Genomic DNA, 19257 nt, shown 5'->3' with positions numbered 1-19257 from the left:
CTGTGGTGGCCGGGCAGGGCCGCTGTCAGGGCATGCGGCCTGATTTCGTTATACGGAGTGCGCCGCAAAGATGGTGTAAAGAGATCGCGCGCGGTGTAAAGAACGCGTAAACAGGGGGAGCGCGCCGTGTGGCGCGTGCAGATATGGCGTGAGGTACCCAAACAGGATGAGGTGCCCGCCGCACCAGCACGAACGCCAGTGGCAACACCGGCACCCCGATCCCCACGAAGACCGCACCGCCGCGAGCCGATGAGTGACGCCCAATAATCTTCCGTTACATCCTTAACCGTGTTCGTCACAGCCTTAAGGCACCCTCAAGCCTAGACTGCAAGCAAGGTCCGGCGCTGACCGGACGTTCCATAGGAGAAGGTCGATGCAGAAAGCCAAGATTTTGACTTCCTTGATGCTGGCGGTCTCTGCGCTGGTGCCGCTTGCGAGCCACGCACAAGGCCATGACCGCGATCACGATCGCCGCTGGGATCGCGACCGCCACGAAGAGCGTGTCGATGTCGACCGTCGTGCTGACCGCGAGATGGCCCACCGCTGGAACCGCGGCGAGCGGATTCCGCCTGAGTACCGCGATCGCCAATACATCATCGACAACTGGCGTGACCACCATCTGGCGCCGCCGCCGCGCGGGGCCCACTGGATTGGCGTCAACGGCGGTTATTACCTCGTGCAACCGAGTGGTGTTGTTCTCAACGTGACCATCGGCGGATAGCGCGCATCTTCGTTGATCAACAAAAAACCCGCGACTGCGAAAGCGTCGCGGGTTTTTTTGGGGGGCGCAGCAACGTCAATCGCGGGGGTGCGCGCGGTGGGGCGAAGCAAACAAAAAGGTAGCTTAGGGATCGCTGAAAGATGCATGACGGCCCGCAATGTGTACGTCATCCGCATTGCTGAAAGTCTGCGTCTTACCCAACCCCACCGTAGTCAACCATGGCACGCCATTCCAAACGTCAGGCGGGCGCGTATTCGCTCGTCCTGATTTCGACGCTGTTTTCGCTGGCCGCCTGCGGCGGCGGTGACGACACAACCGCATCCACCCAGCCGCCCGCAACGGCGCAGCCTGCCGAAGCCAAGCCGCTGTCGCTGACGCTCCTGCACGTGAACGACCACCACTCCCATCTCGATGCAGAGTCGGTCAAGCTCAACCTGATGACGGCTGCGGGCAAGCGCGAGGCGATTGATGTGGAGTACGGCGGCTTCGCGCGCGTGACGTCCGCCATCCAATCGCTGGCCACTGCATCGCGCAACGTGGTGAAGATCCACGCGGGCGATGCCGTGACCGGTGACCTGTACTTCAACCTCAGCAACGGCAAGGCCGATGCCGAGATGATGAACACGGTCTGCTTTGATTCGTTCACGCTGGGCAACCACGAGTTCGACAACACCGACAGCGGCCTGAAGACCTTCATCAACTATCTGCACGCGGGCAACTGCAAGACGCCGGTGCTGAGCGCCAATGCCAAGTTTGCGGCCACCTCCGCGCTGGCGAATGGCCCGGTGAAGGCCTCCACTGTGGTGGAGCGTGATGGGCAGAAGATCGGCATCATCGGTCTGACCATTGCTGACAAGACCAAGAATTCTTCGCGCCCGGATGCGGGTACCACCTTCGACAACGAAGCTGTGGCCGCGCAGGCGGAGATCAATCGTCTGCGTGCGCAGGGCATCAACAAGATCGTGATTGCCTCGCACGTGGGCTACACCGGCGAGCTGGCGTTGGCCAAACAGCTCAGCGGTGTCGATGTGATCGTGGGTGCAGATTCGCACACGCTGCTTGGGCCCAAGGCCACCATGCAGCCGCTGGGGTTGACCCCGGAAGGCGACTACCCGACCCGCACCACTGACAAGGACGGCAAGCCCGTTTGCGTGGTGCAGGCGTGGCAGTACAGCTACGTAGTCGGTGAGCTCAAGGTGGACTTCGACAAGAACGGTGATGTCGTCAACTGCCAGGGTACGCCGCATGTGCTGATTGGCGACACCTTTAAGCGTGGCACGGTGGCTGTGTCCGATGCTGACGCCGCTGCCATCCGTCAGGACATCGCTGCCAGCGGTGTACTGCGTATCACGACGCCGGATACCGCTGCCGCCGCCAAGCTGGCCGGCTACAAGGCCGACAAGGACGCGCTGGGCAAGAAGGTCGTGGCCACCGCGCCGACCAACCTGTGCCTGCGCCGCGTGCCCGGCACCAAGCGGGACGCCACGCGCTCCACGCTGGGCGACGTCTGCAACAAGGACGCCGATGTCATCGCGCATGGCGGTGACGTACAGCAACTCGTGGCCCAGGCCTTCCTGGAGCGCGGCAAGGCGTTCTTCAATGCTGACATCTCCATCCAGAACGGTGGCGGCGTGCGCGTTGATCTGCCGGCCGGCAACGTGACCGTGGGCGGCATCTACAGCGTGCTGCCGTTCAAGAACACGCTAGTGCAGCTCAAGATGACGGGCGCTGAAGTGAAGGCCACGCTGGAAGACGCCATCGCATCGGTGGTGGCCAACAACACCGGTTCCTACCCCTACACCGGTGGCTTGCGCTGGAAGGTGGACCTGAACCAGGCCACCGGCGCGCGCCTGAGCCAGCTCGAAGTGAAGACCGCCTCGGGCTACGTGCCGCTGGATCTGGCCAAGATCTACAGCGTGGTCACCATCAACTTCCTCGCGGATGGCCAGGACGGCTACACCACGATGAAGAGCGTGACCGGTACACGCCGCACCGAAGTCGGCCTCGACTACGCAGAAGCCTTCCTCACCTACGTGGATGGCCTGCCCGGCACCACCAAGCAACTCAACAAGCTGCCGGTGGCCGACTACAGCACGCAGAGCTTTACCGATACGCCTTGATTGAGCGTGCCCAGGCGTGCCGTGGAGGTTTCCACGGTGCGCCGGGCTGCGCTGTTGTTTCCGTTGCACCCGTCATTCCCCGTTTGTTCCCTTCCCCCACAGCACCAAGCCCCCCGACCCCATGCGTTTGCACCACATCCTCCCAGTCGCGCTCTTCATGGCGTTGCCCGCCCATGCCGAGCTCATCTTCAGCGAATACGTTGAAGGCACCTCCAACAACAAGGCGCTCGAGATCTACAACCCCGACAGCACCGAGGTGGATCTGTCGCTCTACAAGGTCGAGCAGTACAACAACGGTGCGACCACGCCGACCACGTCTTTTGCGCTCACCGGCAAGCTCGCGCCGGGCGCGGTGTACGTGATGGCCCACAGCACGCTGGCTGCCGTGCTCGGCTCCAAGGTCAACCAGACCACGGCGTTCACCTTCAACGGCGACGATGCCATCACCCTCACGCGCTCCGGCACGGTGGTGGACCACATCGGCCAGGTCGGCTACCGGCCCGCAGTGGGCTATTGGGGCACGGCCTCGGCCGGCACCATGGACCACACACTGCGCCGCAAGAGCACGGTCAAGCAGGGCGATACGAATGTCTCCGCAGTCTTCGATCCGGCTGTGCAGTGGGATGCGTTCAACGTTGACGACTTCTCCGACCTTGGCTTGTACAACGGTCAGGGCGGCACGCCCACGCCACCGCCGGTGCAGCCTGTGTGCGGCGCGGCAGCCACGCATATCGCAGACGTGCAGGGCGCAGGGGCAACGTCACCGCTGGCCGGTCAGAACGTCGAGGTCGAGGCGGTGGTGACGGCCGACTACAGCGGCACCAACGGTTTTAACGGCTTCTTCGTGCAACAGCCGGACGCGCAGCGCCGCAAGCTGGCGGGCGTGTCGGAAGGCCTGTTTATCTATGCACCCGGCGTGACAGCGCGTGCGGGCGATCTGGTGCACCTCGTCGGCAAAGTCGAAGAGAAGTATGGCCAGACGCAACTGACGCTGGCCGCGAATGGCCTGGCAAGCTGCTCCAGCGGCAACCGCGTGACGCCGGTGGACGTGACGCTGCCGGTGGCGGATACCAAGTCGCTGTCGGCCTATGAAGGCATGCTGGTGCGCCTGCCGCAGACGCTCACTGTGAGTGAAACCTACGAACTCGGCCGCTATGGCAGCGTGCTGCTCAGCAATGGCCGCCTGCCGCTGCCGACCAACGTGGCCCCGGCCGCGAATGGTGCGGCTGCACAAGCTGCGGCCAACGCGCTCAACCGCCTGGTGCTCGACGACGGCTCCAACCAGCAGAACCCGGGCGCGGTGCCTTATCCGGCGCCAGGCCTGTCTGCCGCCAACCCGGTGCGTGCCGGCTATACGGTGAGCGGCGTGCAAGGCGTGCTGGAAATGCGCTACAACGCGTGGCGCCTGCAACCGGTGCCTGGCGCCACTGCACCGGTTTTCAACGCTGCCAGCAACCCGCGCACAGGCGCGCCCACGCGTCACGCACAGGCAGACGTGCGCGTAGCTTCGTTCAACGTGCTCAACTACTTCAATGGTGACGGCAAGGGTGCTGGCTTCGATGATCCGAACAACCGCGGCGCCAAGACGCAAGCCGAGTTCGAGCGCCAGGAAGCCAAGATCGTTTCCGCCATCCGCGCCATCAATGCCGACGTGATCGGCCTGATGGAAATCGAGAACGACGGCTATGGCGACCTGAGTGCCATCCGCCGCCTGACCAGCCAGCTGGGCGCCGACTGGCGCTTCGTTGATCCGGGCGTGCCCAAGCTGGGCGGCGACGCGATCACGGTGGCCATCATCTACAACAGCCGCACGGTGGAGCCCGTTGGCTCGGTCGCAACGCTGGCGATCGACGACAAGAACCGCCAGCCGCTGGCACGCAGCTTCCGGCGTATTGGGGGCACGCAAAACTTCACCGTGGTGGTCAATCACCTGAAGTCCAAGGGCTGTACCGGCGCCACCGGCAAGGATGCTGACCAGGGCGATGGCCAGAGCTGCTGGAACCCCACCCGCCTGCGTGCCGCTGGCCTGATCGCCGATTGGCTCGCCACCTCGCCGACGGGCGTGGCCGATGTGGGCAAGCTGCTCATCGGTGACCTGAACAGCTACGCCAAGGAAGACCCGGTGCTGCTGTTCGCGCAGAAGGGCTACGCCGACATGGTGGCCAAGTTCGTTGGCAAGGACGCGTACAGCTATGTCTTTGGCGGTGAGTCCGGCTATATCGACCACGCCCTGGCGACGTCCGGCCTGGCGGATCGTGTGCGCGCCGTGCACGAGTGGCACATCAACGCCGACGAGCCGATCGCGCTGGAATACTCGCTGGCCTACAAGAGCGCTGAGCAGCAACAGACGTACTATGCGCCGGACGCCTACCGCTCTTCGGACCACGATCCGGTGCTGGTTGATTTTGCGCTCAACACGCAAGCAACTGGCGGTACCCCGGGCACCGGCGGCACGACACCGGAAGGCAGCACGGGCACGCCCGGCGGCAGCAACAACGCGGGGGATTCGGGCTCGGGCTCGCTGGATCCGCTGATGTGGCTGACGCTGACGGCCGGCATGGTCGCCCTGGCGCGCCGACGTTCGTGGCGCGCCTGAGCGTCTGGACACACCGCTGGCCTGACTGGCGGTCGCACAGCCCGGTGCATCCGGGCTTTCTGGCGGCCGCCTTGCTGATGCTTGTGCTGCAGGCCCGTGGGGCCACAGTGGTCGACGCACTGCGCTATGACCGCGCCGCCATCCTCAACGGTGAGGTGTGGCGGCTGGTCTCCGGCCACTTCGTGCATCTCACCTGGGTGCACTGCCTGCTCAACGTGGGGGGCCTGGTCGCGCTCGCGGCCATCCTGCCCGCGTCGCTGCGCGCCTGGCGCTGCTGCGTGGTGCTTGCCACGCTGATCGGTCTGATGCTCTTTGCGGCCCTGCCTGGGCTGCAGTACTACGCTGGGTTCTCCGGCATCAACTACGGCCTTGCTGCGCTGGCGCTGCTGCCACGTGCGCGTGGCGAAGCGATTGCCGCCGTTGTGCTGGCCACCCTCCTGGGCCGTGCTGTCTGGCAGTGGTTCGGTGGTGTCAACGTGGAAGCTGTGGCGTGGCTCGGTGCTCCGCCGCTTGCCGCCGCCCACCTGGCAGGGCTGGCAGTCGGTGCGTTGATGTTGTGCGTCCCCATGATTCGCCGCAGACGTGAGGCCATGGGCTCGCAAGCCAATCCCGCTGGGCCGGCAACGCGCTGAGTGCGTCGTCGATACGGTGTGTTTCGGACGTGGCGCGACGTTGATGGCGCACGCGGTTGCCCGCATGCACAGGCTCGCAGGGGAGACGAGCGCAAACAAAAAGAGGCCGATCCAAGCTTGAAGAATCGGCCCAACGAGCCCTGCAAGGAGGCAAGGTCGATATGAACGTGGTGTCGTCACGCCGCAGCCTCGTAGGGGAGGTGCGGGTGACGACGATTTGATGATGTGCCGTCGTCCGGCGCGTACGGCTTAGAAGCGGTGACGCAGGCCGATCGTGGCGCCGGTCTGGTTCTCGCCCGCAGCAACGAAGGTCGAGCCCGAGCCGCTCAGGCCCTGTGTCGAACCGTTCTTGTTCTTCGCGTAGCCGATGTTCAGGTAGACATCGGTGCGCTTGGAGAAAGAGTAGTCAGCCGACAGCACGAACAACCACGGATCCGCGCTCGAGTTGCGGTTGTCCGTGTAGTACGCAGCACCCGTCAGCACCAGGGCCGGCATGACGCGGTACTGGCCGCCCAGCCAGTAGACATTGGTGCGCGTGATGGTGGCCGTGGCGCTGGCCGTACCGTCGTCACGCAGCCAGCGGAAGCCGCCGAACACCTTGGCATCGCCAAAGGCGTACGAAGCCCCGATCGCGGCGCGCTTGGCGCTGCGATCCTGCAGTGCCACGGTGGCACCCTGGTACTGGTCATACGCGGTACCGATCGAGAGATTGCCTGCGGCATAGGCGAAGCCCAGGCCGTAGTTGCGAGCCACCTTCGGTGCGCCCGGCACTTCGCCGTTGTTATCGCGGCCGAAGCTGTAGAAGCCGATGGCGGTCAGCCCGCCAAACTTGCCGGTGTACTTGATGGCGTTGTCAGCGCGGCCATTGAATGCCGAGTCGACTGCAGCCAGCGAGTAGCGCGGGTTTGCGCCCATCGGGTCATAGGCGCCGAACAGGTCGTACAGCGCGGTCTGCTGACGGCCCAGCGTGACAGCACCAAAGTTGCCCTGCAGGCCAGCGTAAGCCTGGCGGCCGAAGAGGCGGCCACCCTGGGCCGACATGCTGGTGTCGAGGTCGAAGCCGCTTTCGAGTGTGAAGATCGCCTTCAGGCCGTTGCCGAGATCTTCCGTGCCACGCAGGCCCCAGCGCGAACCACTCAGGTTGCCGGCGTTCATGCGGACAGCGGTGTTGCCGCCGGCGCTGTTGCCCGGCACGTGATTGATGGCTTCGATGCCAATGTCGGCCAGGCCGTACAGCGTGACGCCAGATGCGGTTTGGGCGAGTGCCCCGGAAGCGCCACAGGCTGCGGCGATGGCTGTCATTGCGAGGAAAGCTTTTTTCACTGTCTATCTCAACGTATGTTCGGGTGAAAGGATGTCGCCGCCATCGGCCAAGCGCGCATGGCATGAGCGCATTCGCCCCCCCTGGCGTAGCGGCAGGACGCAGGCTATTGACGGCACGTGAAATTTCGTTGGCGTACTGCTAGCAATTCGTAAGCGACTCGCAAGCGCCGTCCGCATTGCGTGAACAGTAAGAGGGCAGGGAGATGGCGGGCCGCGCGTGATGCGGGCAGAGATGTCAGCTGCGGGCTGGGCAACAAAAACCCCCGCAGAGCCAAGCCCAGCGGGGTTTCATTGCCAAACGTCGAAGACGTTTGAGTGCGGTGTTTGGTGGAGCCGGCGGGAATCGAACCCGCGTCCGCAAGCCCTCCACAGAGAGTTCTACATACTTAGTTCTGTCATTTGATTTAACCGCCGCATCGAAGCCAGTCAGGCCTGCGCGCGATACCGCATCCGTGTAGCCGCCAGGTGTGCCGGCAGTTTGGGTGAACGGCGGCGGGCTTCCATCGGCTCGAAGCCGAGTTCCCGGTAAAGCGCGGCTGCCTGCCTGTTGGTGTCCAGCACGTCGAGCACAAGCATCTGGCCGGGTGCGCCGGGTAGCAACTGTTGCGTCATCGCATAGGCGAAGAGGGCGCGGAAGATGCCGCGGCCGCGAAGATCGGGATGCGTGGCGCAATGCGCCAACAGTGTTTGCCGACGCTTTGGGGCAGGGATCTCGCTCTCAAGGGTCAGGCCGCGTTGAATAATGCCAAGTGTGCGGCGTGGGCCAAAATGTCGCAGAAAATCTTGGGCCGAGTACGGGTCATCCAGCCAGTTACGACTGCCGTCCTGGATGGCGAGCGCTGCGACAAGCTGCCCATCGAGCGTAGCGACCAAGTGGCGTCTCCACGAGAAGCGCCCGCGCGCAGTGGCGATGGTCCGGCGCAGAAAGGCCTCGCATTCCGGCGGCGGCACGCCGAGCAGCCAGTCGAATTCCTGACTGCCGGAAGCCAGCACCAAAGGCGCGAGCGCAGCGGCATCGCCAGCAACAGCGCGGCGGAACGTGAGCGCTGAACTTGATACTGCGTTTCTCTGGGGAGCCGTATCCATGATGTTGCTTGCTACTTGCTAGCCAACTGCGCAACTGCCGCCACCGTATAGGCGATCTGTTCCGGCGTGTGGGTGGAGCAAATGAAGAAGCGCAGTCGGGCGGCTCTCTCTTCCACCGCTGGATAGAAGATCGGTTGCGTGTTGATGCCTTTTTCGAACAGCGCATTGGCCCACTGCGCGGCCTTGAGCGAACTGCCGACGATGACCGGCACGACCGAGTATCCGGCGCTGAGGCCCGTGTTGAGACCGGCTTCGCGCGCAGTCTCCAGGAACTGGCGTCCGCGCTCCCGGAGCGTGGCGATGCGCTGTGGCTCTTCCAGCATGCGCTGCAGCGCGCTCAGCGAACTGGCAGCCAGCACCGGCGACAAGCCGACGCTGTAAAGGAAGCCGGGCGCCAGATGCCGCAGGATATCGATAAGCGCCTGCTCACCCGCGATGTACCCACCGCAGCCTGCCAGCGTCTTGCTGAAGGTTCCCATCCAGATGTCGACATCGCGACCGGCCAGCCCGAAATGCTCGCGGATCCCTCTGCCGGTTGCGCCAAGCACGCCGAGCGAGTGCGCTTCGTCGACCATCAGGAAAGCGCCGTGGCGGCGCTTGATGTCGACAAAGCGTTCCAGTTCGGGGAAATCGCCGTCCATGCTGTAGATGCCTTCCACGGCGATCAGCACGCGGCGATAGTCACGCCGCACGCGCGTGAGCAGCGCATCCAGTGCGGCCCAGTCGTTATGCGGGAAGTTCAGTCGCTTGGCGCCGCTGAGCTGCGCGCCCTGCACGATGCTGTTGTGGGCGAGCGCATCGTGCAGGATCAAGTCACCGGGGCCGAACAGGCAGCCGATCGTGGTGACGTTGGTGGCATGCCCGCTCACAAAGGCGACGCAATCATCGACCTCGTAGAGATCGGCCAGCGCACGCTCCAAGTCACGTTGAATCGGCCGCTCGCCGGCCACCATGCGGCTTGCCGAAGCCGAGGTGCCGTACTGGTCGATCGCCGCCTTGGCGTGCTCGGAAACCACGGAATCCCCCGCTAGGCCGAGGTAGTTGTAGTTGGCGAAATTGATGTAGGACTGGCCGTTGATCTGCGTGGTGGCACCGGCCACGCCTTCGTGCACGCGGAAGAAGGGTGACGCAACGCCCATGCGCTCACTCACTTCGCGGATGATCGAGACCTGCTGATACGCAGGCAGCGTGTCGAAGCGGCACAGTGCCGCGTAGTCCGCCGGCGTGGCCGGCTGTGCCGCTCGACCGTTGTGCACAGTCGCGGCCGCCCGTTCGGCGCCCGTCTCCATTTCCTTTGTGACCCGGTCAAGCTGGCGCTTCAGGGCCTTGGCGGCAAGCTGCTGCCGCAACTGGTCTCCCAGTCTCATGCTGCGCGTTCCTTCATCAACGTGGTGGGGTCGCCCATTCCCAGGCGTCGGGCTGGGCGAGCAGGGCGGCGCAAAGCCGATAGTTCATTTCATGACTGGGGCGCAAGGCCGTGACCTTGCCTTGTAGCGGCGCGCCCAGCAGGGCAAGGTCGCCAACCAGGTCGAGCACGCGGTGCCGCACGAACTCCATCGGCAGGCGCATGCCGCCAATGACGCCGGAGCCAAGAATGGTGGCGGTGCATGACAGCCTTGCGCCACGCAGGATGGGTTTGCCGCGCAGGTAGCCAAACAGGATGGCCGGCAGCGCCCAGCGCAGGCGCCCATATGAGCGCGATGGCGCGATGTCAGCGGCGAACGAGGCGGGATCGATGATGCCCTGCCAGTTCATCTCACCGAACCCCTTGAGATCGTTGGTGACCGACATCGCATAGTGGTCAGCCGGCTCCAGGGTGGTGCGATGCATGGGCCCGTCTTCTACTGCAATGGTCTTGAGCACCCGCAGGAAGCGCTTGGGTGCATCCAGCGGGAGGCGCCCGCAGGCCTCGATCGCCTGCAGCCAGGGTAGAGCACTGCCGTCCAGGATGGGGACTTCTTCGGCATCGATCTCGACGGTGGCGTGGTCGATCTGGCTGGCCAGCAAGGCAGCAAGCAGGTGTTCCACCGTGCGTACGCGCTGGCCCTCGGCGTCTTGCAGCGCTGTGCACAGCGGCTGCGCCAGGCGTAGCCCCGCAGAGGCCGGCAGCACTGCGAGCTGCTGGCCGCCACGCATACGGCGGAACACGATGCCGTGACCGACACCTTCGGGATGCACGCGTACGTTGACGCGCTTGCCGGTATGCAGCCCGTGGCCGGACAGGCGCAGCTCGCGCGCCAATGTGCCCTGATTGGTTGCCCAGCCCGATGATGTCGTCACGACGTCGTCTCGGTGGCTACATCGTTGATCGAACGGTTGGTGCGCAACTCACTGGCCATCTTCTGGAGATCTTCGCTGCTGAGGTCCGTGCCGTGGATAGCCGACAGGGAAGCCAACTGCTGCTCCATCTCGCTGGCGGCGCCTGCATCCTGACCTTCGGATGCCCCGGCACGCACCGATTCGGCGATCTTCTGCGCCAGCGAGCGCACGGTTGCGCCTTCGGCCAACATCATCACCGGTAGCTTGACCTCAAAGCATTCCTCGATCGCCATGCCCAGCTCCATGCCCATCAGCGAGTCCATGCCCAGATCGGTCACTGAACGGTCCGGGTCGATCTTGGCGGCCGACAGATGCAGAATCCGGGCGATCTGCGCTTGCAGGGTTTCGATCACCAGTTGCACGGCTTCGGTCAGCACGAGCGCACGGATCTCGATCAGCATGCTGGCGCCATCGGCGCGCTGCGTTTCCTGCCCGATGCCGCTGCGCATGTCGAGATAGCGCAGTGAGCGCGCAGCCGGCATGACGCGCGAGATGGATTTCCAGTCGAGCCACAGTACCGCCTCGCCTGGTTGGCCGCGCAGCAGTACCTGCTCAAGGGCGGCCATCGCCTGCGCCGAGGTGATGGCGCGGCCGCCAATACGGCCCTGCAACGCTTCCAACGTTTGCGCATTGCGAGCGAGGAAGCCCACATCTTCCAGCGGGCCCCAGGCCATGTAGGTGCCCGGCAGGCCTAGCGCGCGGCGCTGGTGGACCAGCGCTTCGAGGAAGGCGTTGGCGGCCACGTAGTTGGACTGCCCAGGGTTGCCCAGGAAGGTGGTGGCCGACGAGTACACGACGAAGAAGTCAAGGGCGAGGCCGCGCGTGGCCTGGTGCAGGTTCCAGGCACCGGCAACCTTGGGCGCCAGCACGTCGCGCATGGCGGCGTCATCCAGGTTGGCGATCAGGCCGTCGGCGATGGTCATGGCCGAATGCACAAGCCCCTTCAGCGGCGTACCGTTGCTGCCCAGCTTGTCGACCAATGCCTGCACTGCAGCGCCGTCATTGAGGTCGCACGACACGACGGTCGTCCCGACCTGCAGCGTGTCGCGCCAGCGTGCCGCTTCTTCGGCCAGCTCGGGCGTGAGCGTGCCACGTCGGCTCGCCAGCACAACATGGCGAGCGCCGCGCTCGACCAACCAGCGTGCCGTGGCGAAGCCCAGGCCACCGGTGCCGCCCGCAACCAGGTACGCGCCGGAAGGGTCCAGCGCAAGATGCGGTGCGTCGGTGTCCTGCGGTGCGGGCACGCCTTCAGCGAAGGTCACGACGATCTTGCCGATCTGGCGTGCTTGCTGCATGTAGCGGAAGGCATCTTCAATGCGCGCGACAGGGAAGGCGCGGTACGGCAGCGGATCGAGCACGCCCTGTTCCAGCAGCGCCATCACCTGGGTGAACAGCGCGGCGGTGAGCTGCGGTGATACATCCATCAACTGGTCGGCATCGATGCCGAAATAGCTGATGTTGTTGCGGAAGGGGCGCAAGCCGATCCGGCTGTTTTCGTAGAAGTCGCGCTTACCGAGCTCAAGGAAGCGGCCGAACGGACGCAGTACGTCAATGCTGCGCACCATCGCTTCGCCGGCAAGCGAGTTGAGCACGACGTCGACGCCTTCGCCGCCGGTTGCGGAGCGGATGTCGTCCGCAAATGCGAGGCTGCGCGAATCGAACACGCGGCTCGCGCCGAGCAGGCGCACAAACTCACGCTTTTCATTGCTGCTGGCTGTGGCGAAGACTTCTGCGCCAAGGTGGCGCGCCAGCTGTACAGCGGCAATACCGACGCCGCCGGCCGCGCCATGCACCAGCACGCGTTCGCCCTTGCGGATGCGTGCCAGTTCGTTCAGTGCATAGTGTGCCGTGAAGAACGTGGTCGGGATGGTGGCGGCTTCTTCAAAGCTCAGCCGTGCGGGCTTGTGAGCCAATGCTGTTGCGCGGGTGCGCAGCCGGCTTGCATAACAGGCCGGGGCGAAGCCCAGCACCGGGTCGCCGACGGCAAAATCCGTGACCGCACTGCCCACGCGCGTGACACGGCCGGAGAACTCCATGCCGATGGTGGGCCCGGCAAAGCCGTTCTCGACGGCTTCGTCCGACAACAGGCCCATTGCGTACATGACATCGCGGAAATTCAGGCCCGCGGCCACCGGTTCCACTTCGACTTCATCAGGCTCCAGCACGAACGCGGGCAGCGGGAACCACTCCAGGTGGCTGAGCGAACCCGCTGACTTGAAGCCGAGCACGGCGGGTACGGCCGCGGCACCCGCCGCAGCGCGTGCCGCGTGCTCGCGCAACTCACCGACTTCAGCCGCCAACATGCGCGACACGTAGCGAGCTTCGAGGCCAAGCACCACTTCGTCTTCCGCATCGTTGCACAGCAGCTCACGGCTGAGCGCCGGCACCGGCTGCGTTTCGCGCGGATCGATATCGATGAGCCTGCAATGCAGTTCTGCGTACTCGTTCATCAGCACGCGGCCCAGACCCCACAGGGTGGCCTGTGCCGGCTGCAGCGCCGTAGCGGGCGTGTCGGGTGCGCTCAGCGGCGCGCCGCCACGGGTGACGATGGACAGACGCACGCTCGCGCGCTTGCCGCTCAAGCCACGTACCAGCCGCGCCAGCGCAACCGACGTCGGCTCCTGCGCTTGCATCAGTTTGGTGGCGTCCACATCAGCCTCAAGCTGTGGTGCGTCTGCGGCAAGGAAGACGATCTGGCAAGGTACCGCGGTGTCGTCCAGTGCTGCATGCGCCAGCGCGGCTTCGGGCGAGTCCACCAACGCAACGCGCGAGCTGCCATCTGCCGGGTTTGCACCGGCAATGGCCGCAGCCAGCGTGGTGGCAAGTTCGGCCGGTGCGCCGGGGCACACCACCAGCCAGTTGGCTGCCGAGTGTTCTTCGTTGGCGGCGAGTGCGTCGATGTCGTGCGAATCCGCCGGGCGCCCAAGCTGCCGGCGTGCCAGCAGCAGCACCGGGGCGCCTTCAAGCTGGAGATCGGCCTCGACGTGGCGGGCTGGTGCCTGGAAGCCCTCGGCCAGCAGCATGGCTTCGATGGATTCCGTGGGGAGCAGGTCACCACGGCTCGCAAACCACCATTCGGGCGACAGGCCGAACACGATGTCGGAGAAGCGGCTTGCCTGAGCCTCGCTGAGCACCAGCAGCGCACCTGGCGCCATCCACGTGCGCAGCGCCGCCAGCAAACGTTGGGGCTTGTCAGAGGCGCGCAGCAGGTTGTTGATCACCACCACATCAAAGGTGCCGCTGCGTCCGGCTTCAACCGTCAGCGCGGGCTGCCCGCCCAGTTGCAGGGTCGCGGTCCGGATCAGCGGATGACGGCCCGTATCAAACGCGCCGAGCTGCTCGGCGCTGCCAGCGATGGTGTAGTCGCAGAGGCCCTGCACGCGCGCGCCGATCGGCTCGAACAGATTGGCCTGCGGCGGGACAATTTCCAGCACCCGCATCGGACGCCGCTCGGTCCATCCTTCGATGCATGCATCCAGGCTGGCGCAGGTCATGGCGTTCACATGCGACCAGGTGGGGGAGGCTTCGAACAGATGGTCCAGGAGGCTGTTGCGCGTCGACGGCAGCACGGCAGCCGCTTCCAGCGTACCGCGCAGAACTGCGGGCAGCGATGCGCCGCAATGTGCCAGTAGTGTCAGTTCGGCAACGTGGCCGGGCGACAGCGAGAGCAGGCTACGCCAGAGATCTTCGATGGCCGGCAGCGTTTCGTCGCCCAATGCGAGCACGCTGTCGCGGTGCGTCAGGACGCCATCTTCCAGCAGCATGTCGACCAACCGCGCAAGCAGCGCCGGGTTCGTGCACACCGGCAATTCGGCCTTGCCCAGCACATCGAGTGCCTGGACGGCGCGCAGGGCATAGGCTGCGGCCAGTACGTCGAGCAGTGGCATGACCTCGGCGAGGTGTCGGTCGCGGTGTGCTGCGTCTTCGATGCTGGCGACTGCGGCGGCCGCCGTGGCCAGCAGGCTGGCCGGCGACGGTGCCGCGGCCGAAACTGCGGCTTCGACTGCTGGTTTGGCCTCCAGGGCAAAGACATAGCGCCCCGGTTTGCCATGACGACGGCCGATCAGGTCAACGCGGCGGAAGCGGCATGCAGTGAGCTTCAGCACCGTATGGCCGGCCGCATCCAGGTACTGGAAACTGGCGACCAGCGAATGCGGGCTGCGGCGTTCGATGCGTGCGACCACGCGGGCGGGCACGCCGCCAAAGTAGTCCATGCGGCCGAACTGCACCGGTACATAGGCGGCCTGGCCCGTGCCGGTCTGGTCGGCGGCCATCAGGGCCAGCAACGGATGCAGGCCGCTGTCGAGCGCGCCGGGATGCATCGCGTAGCGCGCGAGCTGCTCCTGCTGCGAGGCAGGTACCGCCAACTCGGCCAGCGCAACGTCGCCGTCGACCCTGACCGTTTGCACCCAGCGGAACGCCTCGCCAAATTCCAGGCCCAGGGCGAGTGCCGCTTGATACAACGTGCGGCCGGCAACGGGATTTTGGGCTTCGAGCGCGGCCAGGCTGTGCGGCGCAATGATCGGTGCGGCTTGCGACGGGCCACCGACCAGTAGGCGGCCGGTCACATTGATGGTCCAGGGATCATCGCTTACGCGCGGGCGTGTTTCGATCACGAACCCCGCCGTGCGCGGATCGAGCGTCAAGCGGAACAGGCGGCCTTGCTGCGGCTGGAAGACCACCGGCGTGCGGATTTCGAGGTTCTCGACCGCGCAATCCTGCGTGCCGAAGTAGCTGCGCGCGGCAGCCAGCGCCATCTCAGCGTAGCCCGCTCCCGGGAAGGTAACGGCGCCATCCACCACGTGGCTGGCAAGCATCGGGAGCTTGACCGGATCGATCTGGTTTTCCCAGGCCGCAGCAGCGTCCTTCAACCGGTAGCCGAGCAGCGGGTGCTCACGGTGGCGGTGAATGAGGTCGTAGCCTTCCGCCGTGAAGGGCGCCCAATAGGCCGTGCGCTGCCACGGATAGGTCGGCAGCACGATCTCGCGGTGTGCGTCGGGGTAGACGGTATTGCGGTCCAGCCGCGCGCCGTGCGCGAGCACCGCGCAGAAGGCATGGCGCAACTGGCTGCCCTGGTCGTGGTTACGCTTGAGCGTCGGCAGGGCGATGCCGTTCGCACGTGCCGTCTCCAGCGACTGCGACACATAGGTGCGCAGGATGGAGTGCGGTCCGATTTCCAGGAACAGTCGCATGCCGCCATCGATCAGTTGGCGTGTGGCCGGTTCAAACTGGACCGGCTCGCGGATATTGCGCCACCAATAGCTGGCGTCCAGTTCGGTGCCCGACAGCGGCGTGCCGGTCACCGTTGAGATGAGGGTGCAGTGCGTGGCCTGCGGTTGCAGGTCTCGCAGGCCTTCGACCACGACATCATGGATGGCATCCATTTGCCGGCTGTGGAAGGCGTAGTCCAGGTCGAGCACCTGGAAGAAATGACCGCTCTGGGCCAGGCGTGCCTGCACGGCCTCCAGCGCAGCGAGCGAGCCAGCCAGCGTGACGGCGCCGGGGCTGTTGATGCCGGCGACTTCCAACACATCGCCCAGGCCCAATTCGGCGATCAGTTCGCGCGCAGCGCTTTCGCTCACGCCCGCAGCGGCCATCTTGCCCTTGCCAGCGGTCAGTGCCTGGGCGCGGCTGCGCACCTTAATGACGCGCACCGCCTGATGCATCGACAGGGCGCCAGCGGCATACGCTGCGGCCACTTCACCTACGCTATGGCCGTAGCACGCATCGAAGCGCAGGCCTTGCGCCAGCAACGAATGGACGATACCTGCCTGCATCGCAAATAGCAGCGGCTGCGCGTTTTCCGTCTGCTGGAGCCACTCGGCGGTGGCGCCCGCGCGCATCACTTCAAGCAGCGACGCGCTACCGTCAGCGCACCAGAAGGCATCGATCTGTTCTACGGTTGTGCGGAAGACGCTGCCTTCCTGAAGCAGGCGTTGCCCCATGCCGGCCCACTGCGAGCCGTTGCCGGAAAACACCAGTGCCAGCTTGCCGTCGCTGGTAACGTCTTCACCGGTGACCACAACGGAAGCGCTTTCACCTTGCGCCAATGCAGCCAGCGCCGTGACGCCTTCTGTTGCCGCTCCAGTGTCGGATGGGTCAATGACCGCACGGTAGCGCAAGGGCTGCCGGCGATGGGCCGTGGCGCCTGCCAGTGCCTGCCACGATATGCCCGCGTTCAGTTGGTCGCCATAGGCGGCAGCCAGCGCTCGCAGTGCGTCTTCCGAGCGCGCGCTGAGCATCAGCGGGGCGGAGCGGTCTGGTGCCTTGCCGGTTGCGACCGCCTTGGTGGATGGCGCGGCTTCGCGCAACAGCACGTGTGCATTGGTGCCGCCGAAACCGAACGAGTTCACGCCGATCAGCAGAGGCGTGTCCTTGGGTGGCAGCGGCGTGTAGCGGTCGACCACACGCAGGTTGCCGCCCGTGAAGTCGATGTTGGGATTCGGCGTGCGAAAGTGGAGCGATGCTGGCACTGCGCGGTGCTTCAGGCACAGGATCGCTTTGATCAGACCCGCCATGCCAGACGCCGTTTCCAGGTGCCCCACATTGGTCTTGGCCGAGCCGATCAGCAGCGGCGCATCGGGGCTGCGCAGCTTGCCGATGACGTCGATCAGCGCACGCGTCTCGATGGGGTCTCCAACTGCGGTGCCGGTGCCGTGCGCTTCCAGGTAGTCCAGCTCGCGCGGGTCGATGCCTGCACGGGCGTAAACGTTTTCGAGCAGCGCCGCTTGCGTTGCCGATGTCGGCACGTTGATGCCACCCTGCGAATGGCCATCCGAGTTGACCCCCGACGACGCGATCACAGCGTGGATGGTGTCGCCGTCGGCCAGTGCCTTGGACAGCGACTTGAGCATGACCAGTGCACCGCCTTCGGCTCGCACATAGCCGTCGCCGGAGGCATCAAACGCGCGGCAACGCCCATTGGGCGACAGCATCGACGCCTTGGCAAAGCTGACAAACGGGAACGGATGCAGCAGCAGGTTGACGCCGCCAGCCAGGGCCGTTTCCACCTCTCCGGCACGAATTGCATTGCACGCCTGGTGCAGCGCGACCAGCGACGACGAGCACGCCGTGTCGATCGACATGCTCGGCCCGCGCAGGTCGAACAGATACGAGATGCGGTTGGACGCGATGCTCAGCGTATTGCCGGTGGCGGAATACGCATCCACCACGCTGAGGTCGTCGACGCCGCGGTCGCCGTAGTCCTGTGCCGCCACGCCGATGAACACTGCGCAGTCCTGGCCAGCCATTTGCTGGGGCGCATGTCCCGCATGCTCGAACGCTTCCCAGGCCAGCTCGAGGAGCAGGCGCTGCTGCGGATCCATCTGCTGCGCTTCGCGTGGCGAGATGCCGAAGAACTCCGCGTCGAAGCCAGCCACGTCATCGATGACGCCGGCTGCGAAGGTGTAGCTCTTCCCGGGTTCGCGCTTGGAGGGGTGTTGATAGAACTCGGTACTGAAGCGGTCGGGTGGCACCTCGGTCACGGCATCGGTTTCGGCAACCAGAAGCCTCCAGTAATCCTCCGGGCTATGCACTCCCCCCGGAAACCGACACGACATTCCAACGACAGCGATTGCATCCTTCATCTTCTTAACCTGCTCGATTTCTGCTCTGCTTGCGGCTTCACATTGCCACCCTGGCGCATACACGGATGGCAGAGACTATTGCTGCTGGTTCTCAGTGTTCGCCGCGTTTGTTCTTGATGTCCCGGCATCGGGGGATGCCGGAAGTGGTGTGCTGATGCAATCGATCAGCAACTGCCCCAGCGATTCGATACGGGCCTGCACGCGTTTTTGCCGGGGGGGCGGTGTCGACACAGCATCGCTGCACCACACCAGATAGTCGCTATCCATGGGTTGCTGGCCGGTCTCGCGATACACCGCCGGCAATGCCGGCACATGGTCGCCATAGAAGCACAGGATCGCGGGGCGGTTGCGGCCAGCCAGATAGCGCGTCAGTTGTCCGACCATGGCATCCGCATTCACCAAATGGCGCAGGTAGGCCGTCAGGTCATCCCACGGCTTGCCTTCGCCAAACGCATGATAAGAGGCGGCCTCGCCGGGCGCTACGCGCTCCAGGTGCAGCGGCCCGTGGTTCTCGATGGTCATTGCCATGACGAATACAGGCGAGTCGCCAGCAGCTTCCAGTTCGGCCTGAATGGCATCGGCCACGGCAACGTCAGCCACGTAGGGGCCAGCGCGCCGCGCCTGATCGAAATGTCGGATGTCGAGAAACCGATCGAAATGCAGCAACGGCAGCACGCGATTCCGGCCAAAAAAATCCCCGTGATACGGATGCATGGCCACCGTGCGGTAACCCGCGCGACCGAACCATCCCGCCAGTGAGGTGCATGGCCGGTGAATATAGGCGTACGGGTAGAACTGCGCATAGCCTTGTGCGGCGGCATCCAGGCCCGACAGTAGTGCGAATTCCGTACGCATCGTGTTTGCGCCCCAGGCC

At 65.0% G+C, this 19257-nt stretch carries 10 protein-coding genes; 4 read left to right on the top strand and 6 right to left on the bottom strand.

Going from position 1 to position 19257, the window contains the following annotated elements:
* Nucleotides 1-373 precede the first annotated feature (373 nt).
* From C404_RS46130 to rrtA, 4 genes are all read left to right on the top strand, one after another.
* Nucleotides 374-721, top strand: coding sequence for an RcnB family protein (locus C404_RS46130; RefSeq protein ID WP_021195560.1), 348 nt, complete (start codon nt 374-376; stop codon nt 719-721).
* A gap of 218 nt (nt 722-939) precedes the next feature.
* Nucleotides 940-2841, top strand: coding sequence for a bifunctional metallophosphatase/5'-nucleotidase (locus tag C404_RS46125; protein ID WP_021195559.1), 1902 nt, complete (start codon nt 940-942; stop codon nt 2839-2841).
* Nucleotides 2842-2962: 121 nt separating this feature from the next.
* Entirely contained in the window at nt 2963-5437 is a 2475-nt protein-coding gene (locus C404_RS46120) for an ExeM/NucH family extracellular endonuclease (RefSeq protein WP_031329567.1), read from the top strand.
* Nucleotides 5377-6069 carry a rhombosortase gene (gene rrtA, locus C404_RS46115; protein ID WP_021195557.1) on the top strand — a complete coding sequence of 231 codons (693 nt, stop codon included), beginning with the start codon at nt 5377-5379 and terminating at the stop codon, nt 6067-6069. The genes C404_RS46120 and rrtA overlap by 61 nt, the downstream gene beginning before the upstream one ends.
* 249 nt (nt 6070-6318) lie before the next feature.
* On the opposite strand, the gene C404_RS46110 is transcribed toward rrtA, so the two are convergent.
* The 6 genes from C404_RS46110 to C404_RS46085 all read right to left on the bottom strand — a co-directional run.
* The gene (locus C404_RS46110; RefSeq protein WP_031329565.1) at nt 6319-7392 is read right to left on the bottom strand and encodes a porin; all 1074 of its coding nucleotides are present in this window, start codon (nt 7390-7392) and stop codon (nt 6319-6321) included.
* 426 nt (nt 7393-7818) lie between these two features.
* A complete protein-coding gene (locus tag C404_RS46105) occupies nt 7819-8478 on the bottom strand; it encodes a GNAT family N-acetyltransferase (protein WP_031329564.1) in 660 nt (219 codons plus the stop codon).
* An 11-nt stretch (nt 8479-8489) separates the two neighbouring features.
* Nucleotides 8490-9845, bottom strand: coding sequence for an aminotransferase class I/II-fold pyridoxal phosphate-dependent enzyme (locus C404_RS46100; protein ID WP_031329563.1), 1356 nt, complete (start codon nt 9843-9845; stop codon nt 8490-8492).
* 16 nt (nt 9846-9861) lie between these two features.
* On the bottom strand, nt 9862-10758 hold the full coding sequence (locus tag C404_RS46095) for a UDP-3-O-acyl N-acetylglycosamine deacetylase (RefSeq protein ID WP_031329562.1): 897 nt from the start codon (nt 10756-10758) through the stop codon (nt 9862-9864).
* Nucleotides 10755-18383 (bottom strand): type I polyketide synthase, encoded by a 7629-nt coding sequence (locus C404_RS46090; protein WP_031329561.1) that lies wholly within the window; start codon nt 18381-18383, stop codon nt 10755-10757. Before C404_RS46090 ends, C404_RS46095 begins: the two co-directional genes overlap by 4 nt.
* 75 nt (nt 18384-18458) lie before the next feature.
* The coding region (locus C404_RS46085; protein WP_021195551.1) for an LTA synthase family protein at nt 18459-19257 on the bottom strand (799 nt) is incomplete at its 5' end.

This window comes from Ralstonia sp. AU12-08 (assembly GCF_000442475.1).
GTDB classification, from domain to species: Bacteria; Pseudomonadota; Gammaproteobacteria; order Burkholderiales; family Burkholderiaceae; genus Ralstonia; species Ralstonia insidiosa.
Note: the sequence above shows the minus strand (reverse complement) of the source record. Positions and strands in the feature narration are given on the sequence as shown.

Bases quoted from the DNA above. Each gene is read 5' to 3' on its own strand.
- C404_RS46130 (WP_021195560.1), top strand. From the start codon at position 374: ATGCAGAAAGCCAAGATTTTGACTTCCTTGATGCTGGCGGTCTCTGCG.
- C404_RS46125 (WP_021195559.1), top strand. From the start codon at position 940: ATGGCACGCCATTCCAAACGTCAGGCGGGCGCGTATTCGCTCGTCCTG.
- C404_RS46120 (WP_031329567.1), top strand. From the start codon at position 2,963: ATGCGTTTGCACCACATCCTCCCAGTCGCGCTCTTCATGGCGTTGCCC.
- C404_RS46105 (WP_031329564.1), bottom strand. From the start codon at position 8,478: ATGGATACGGCTCCCCAGAGAAACGCAGTATCAAGTTCAGCGCTCACG.
- C404_RS46100 (WP_031329563.1), bottom strand. From the start codon at position 9,845: ATGAGACTGGGAGACCAGTTGCGGCAGCAGCTTGCCGCCAAGGCCCTG.
- C404_RS46090 (WP_031329561.1), bottom strand. From the start codon at position 18,383: ATGAAGGATGCAATCGCTGTCGTTGGAATGTCGTGTCGGTTTCCGGGG.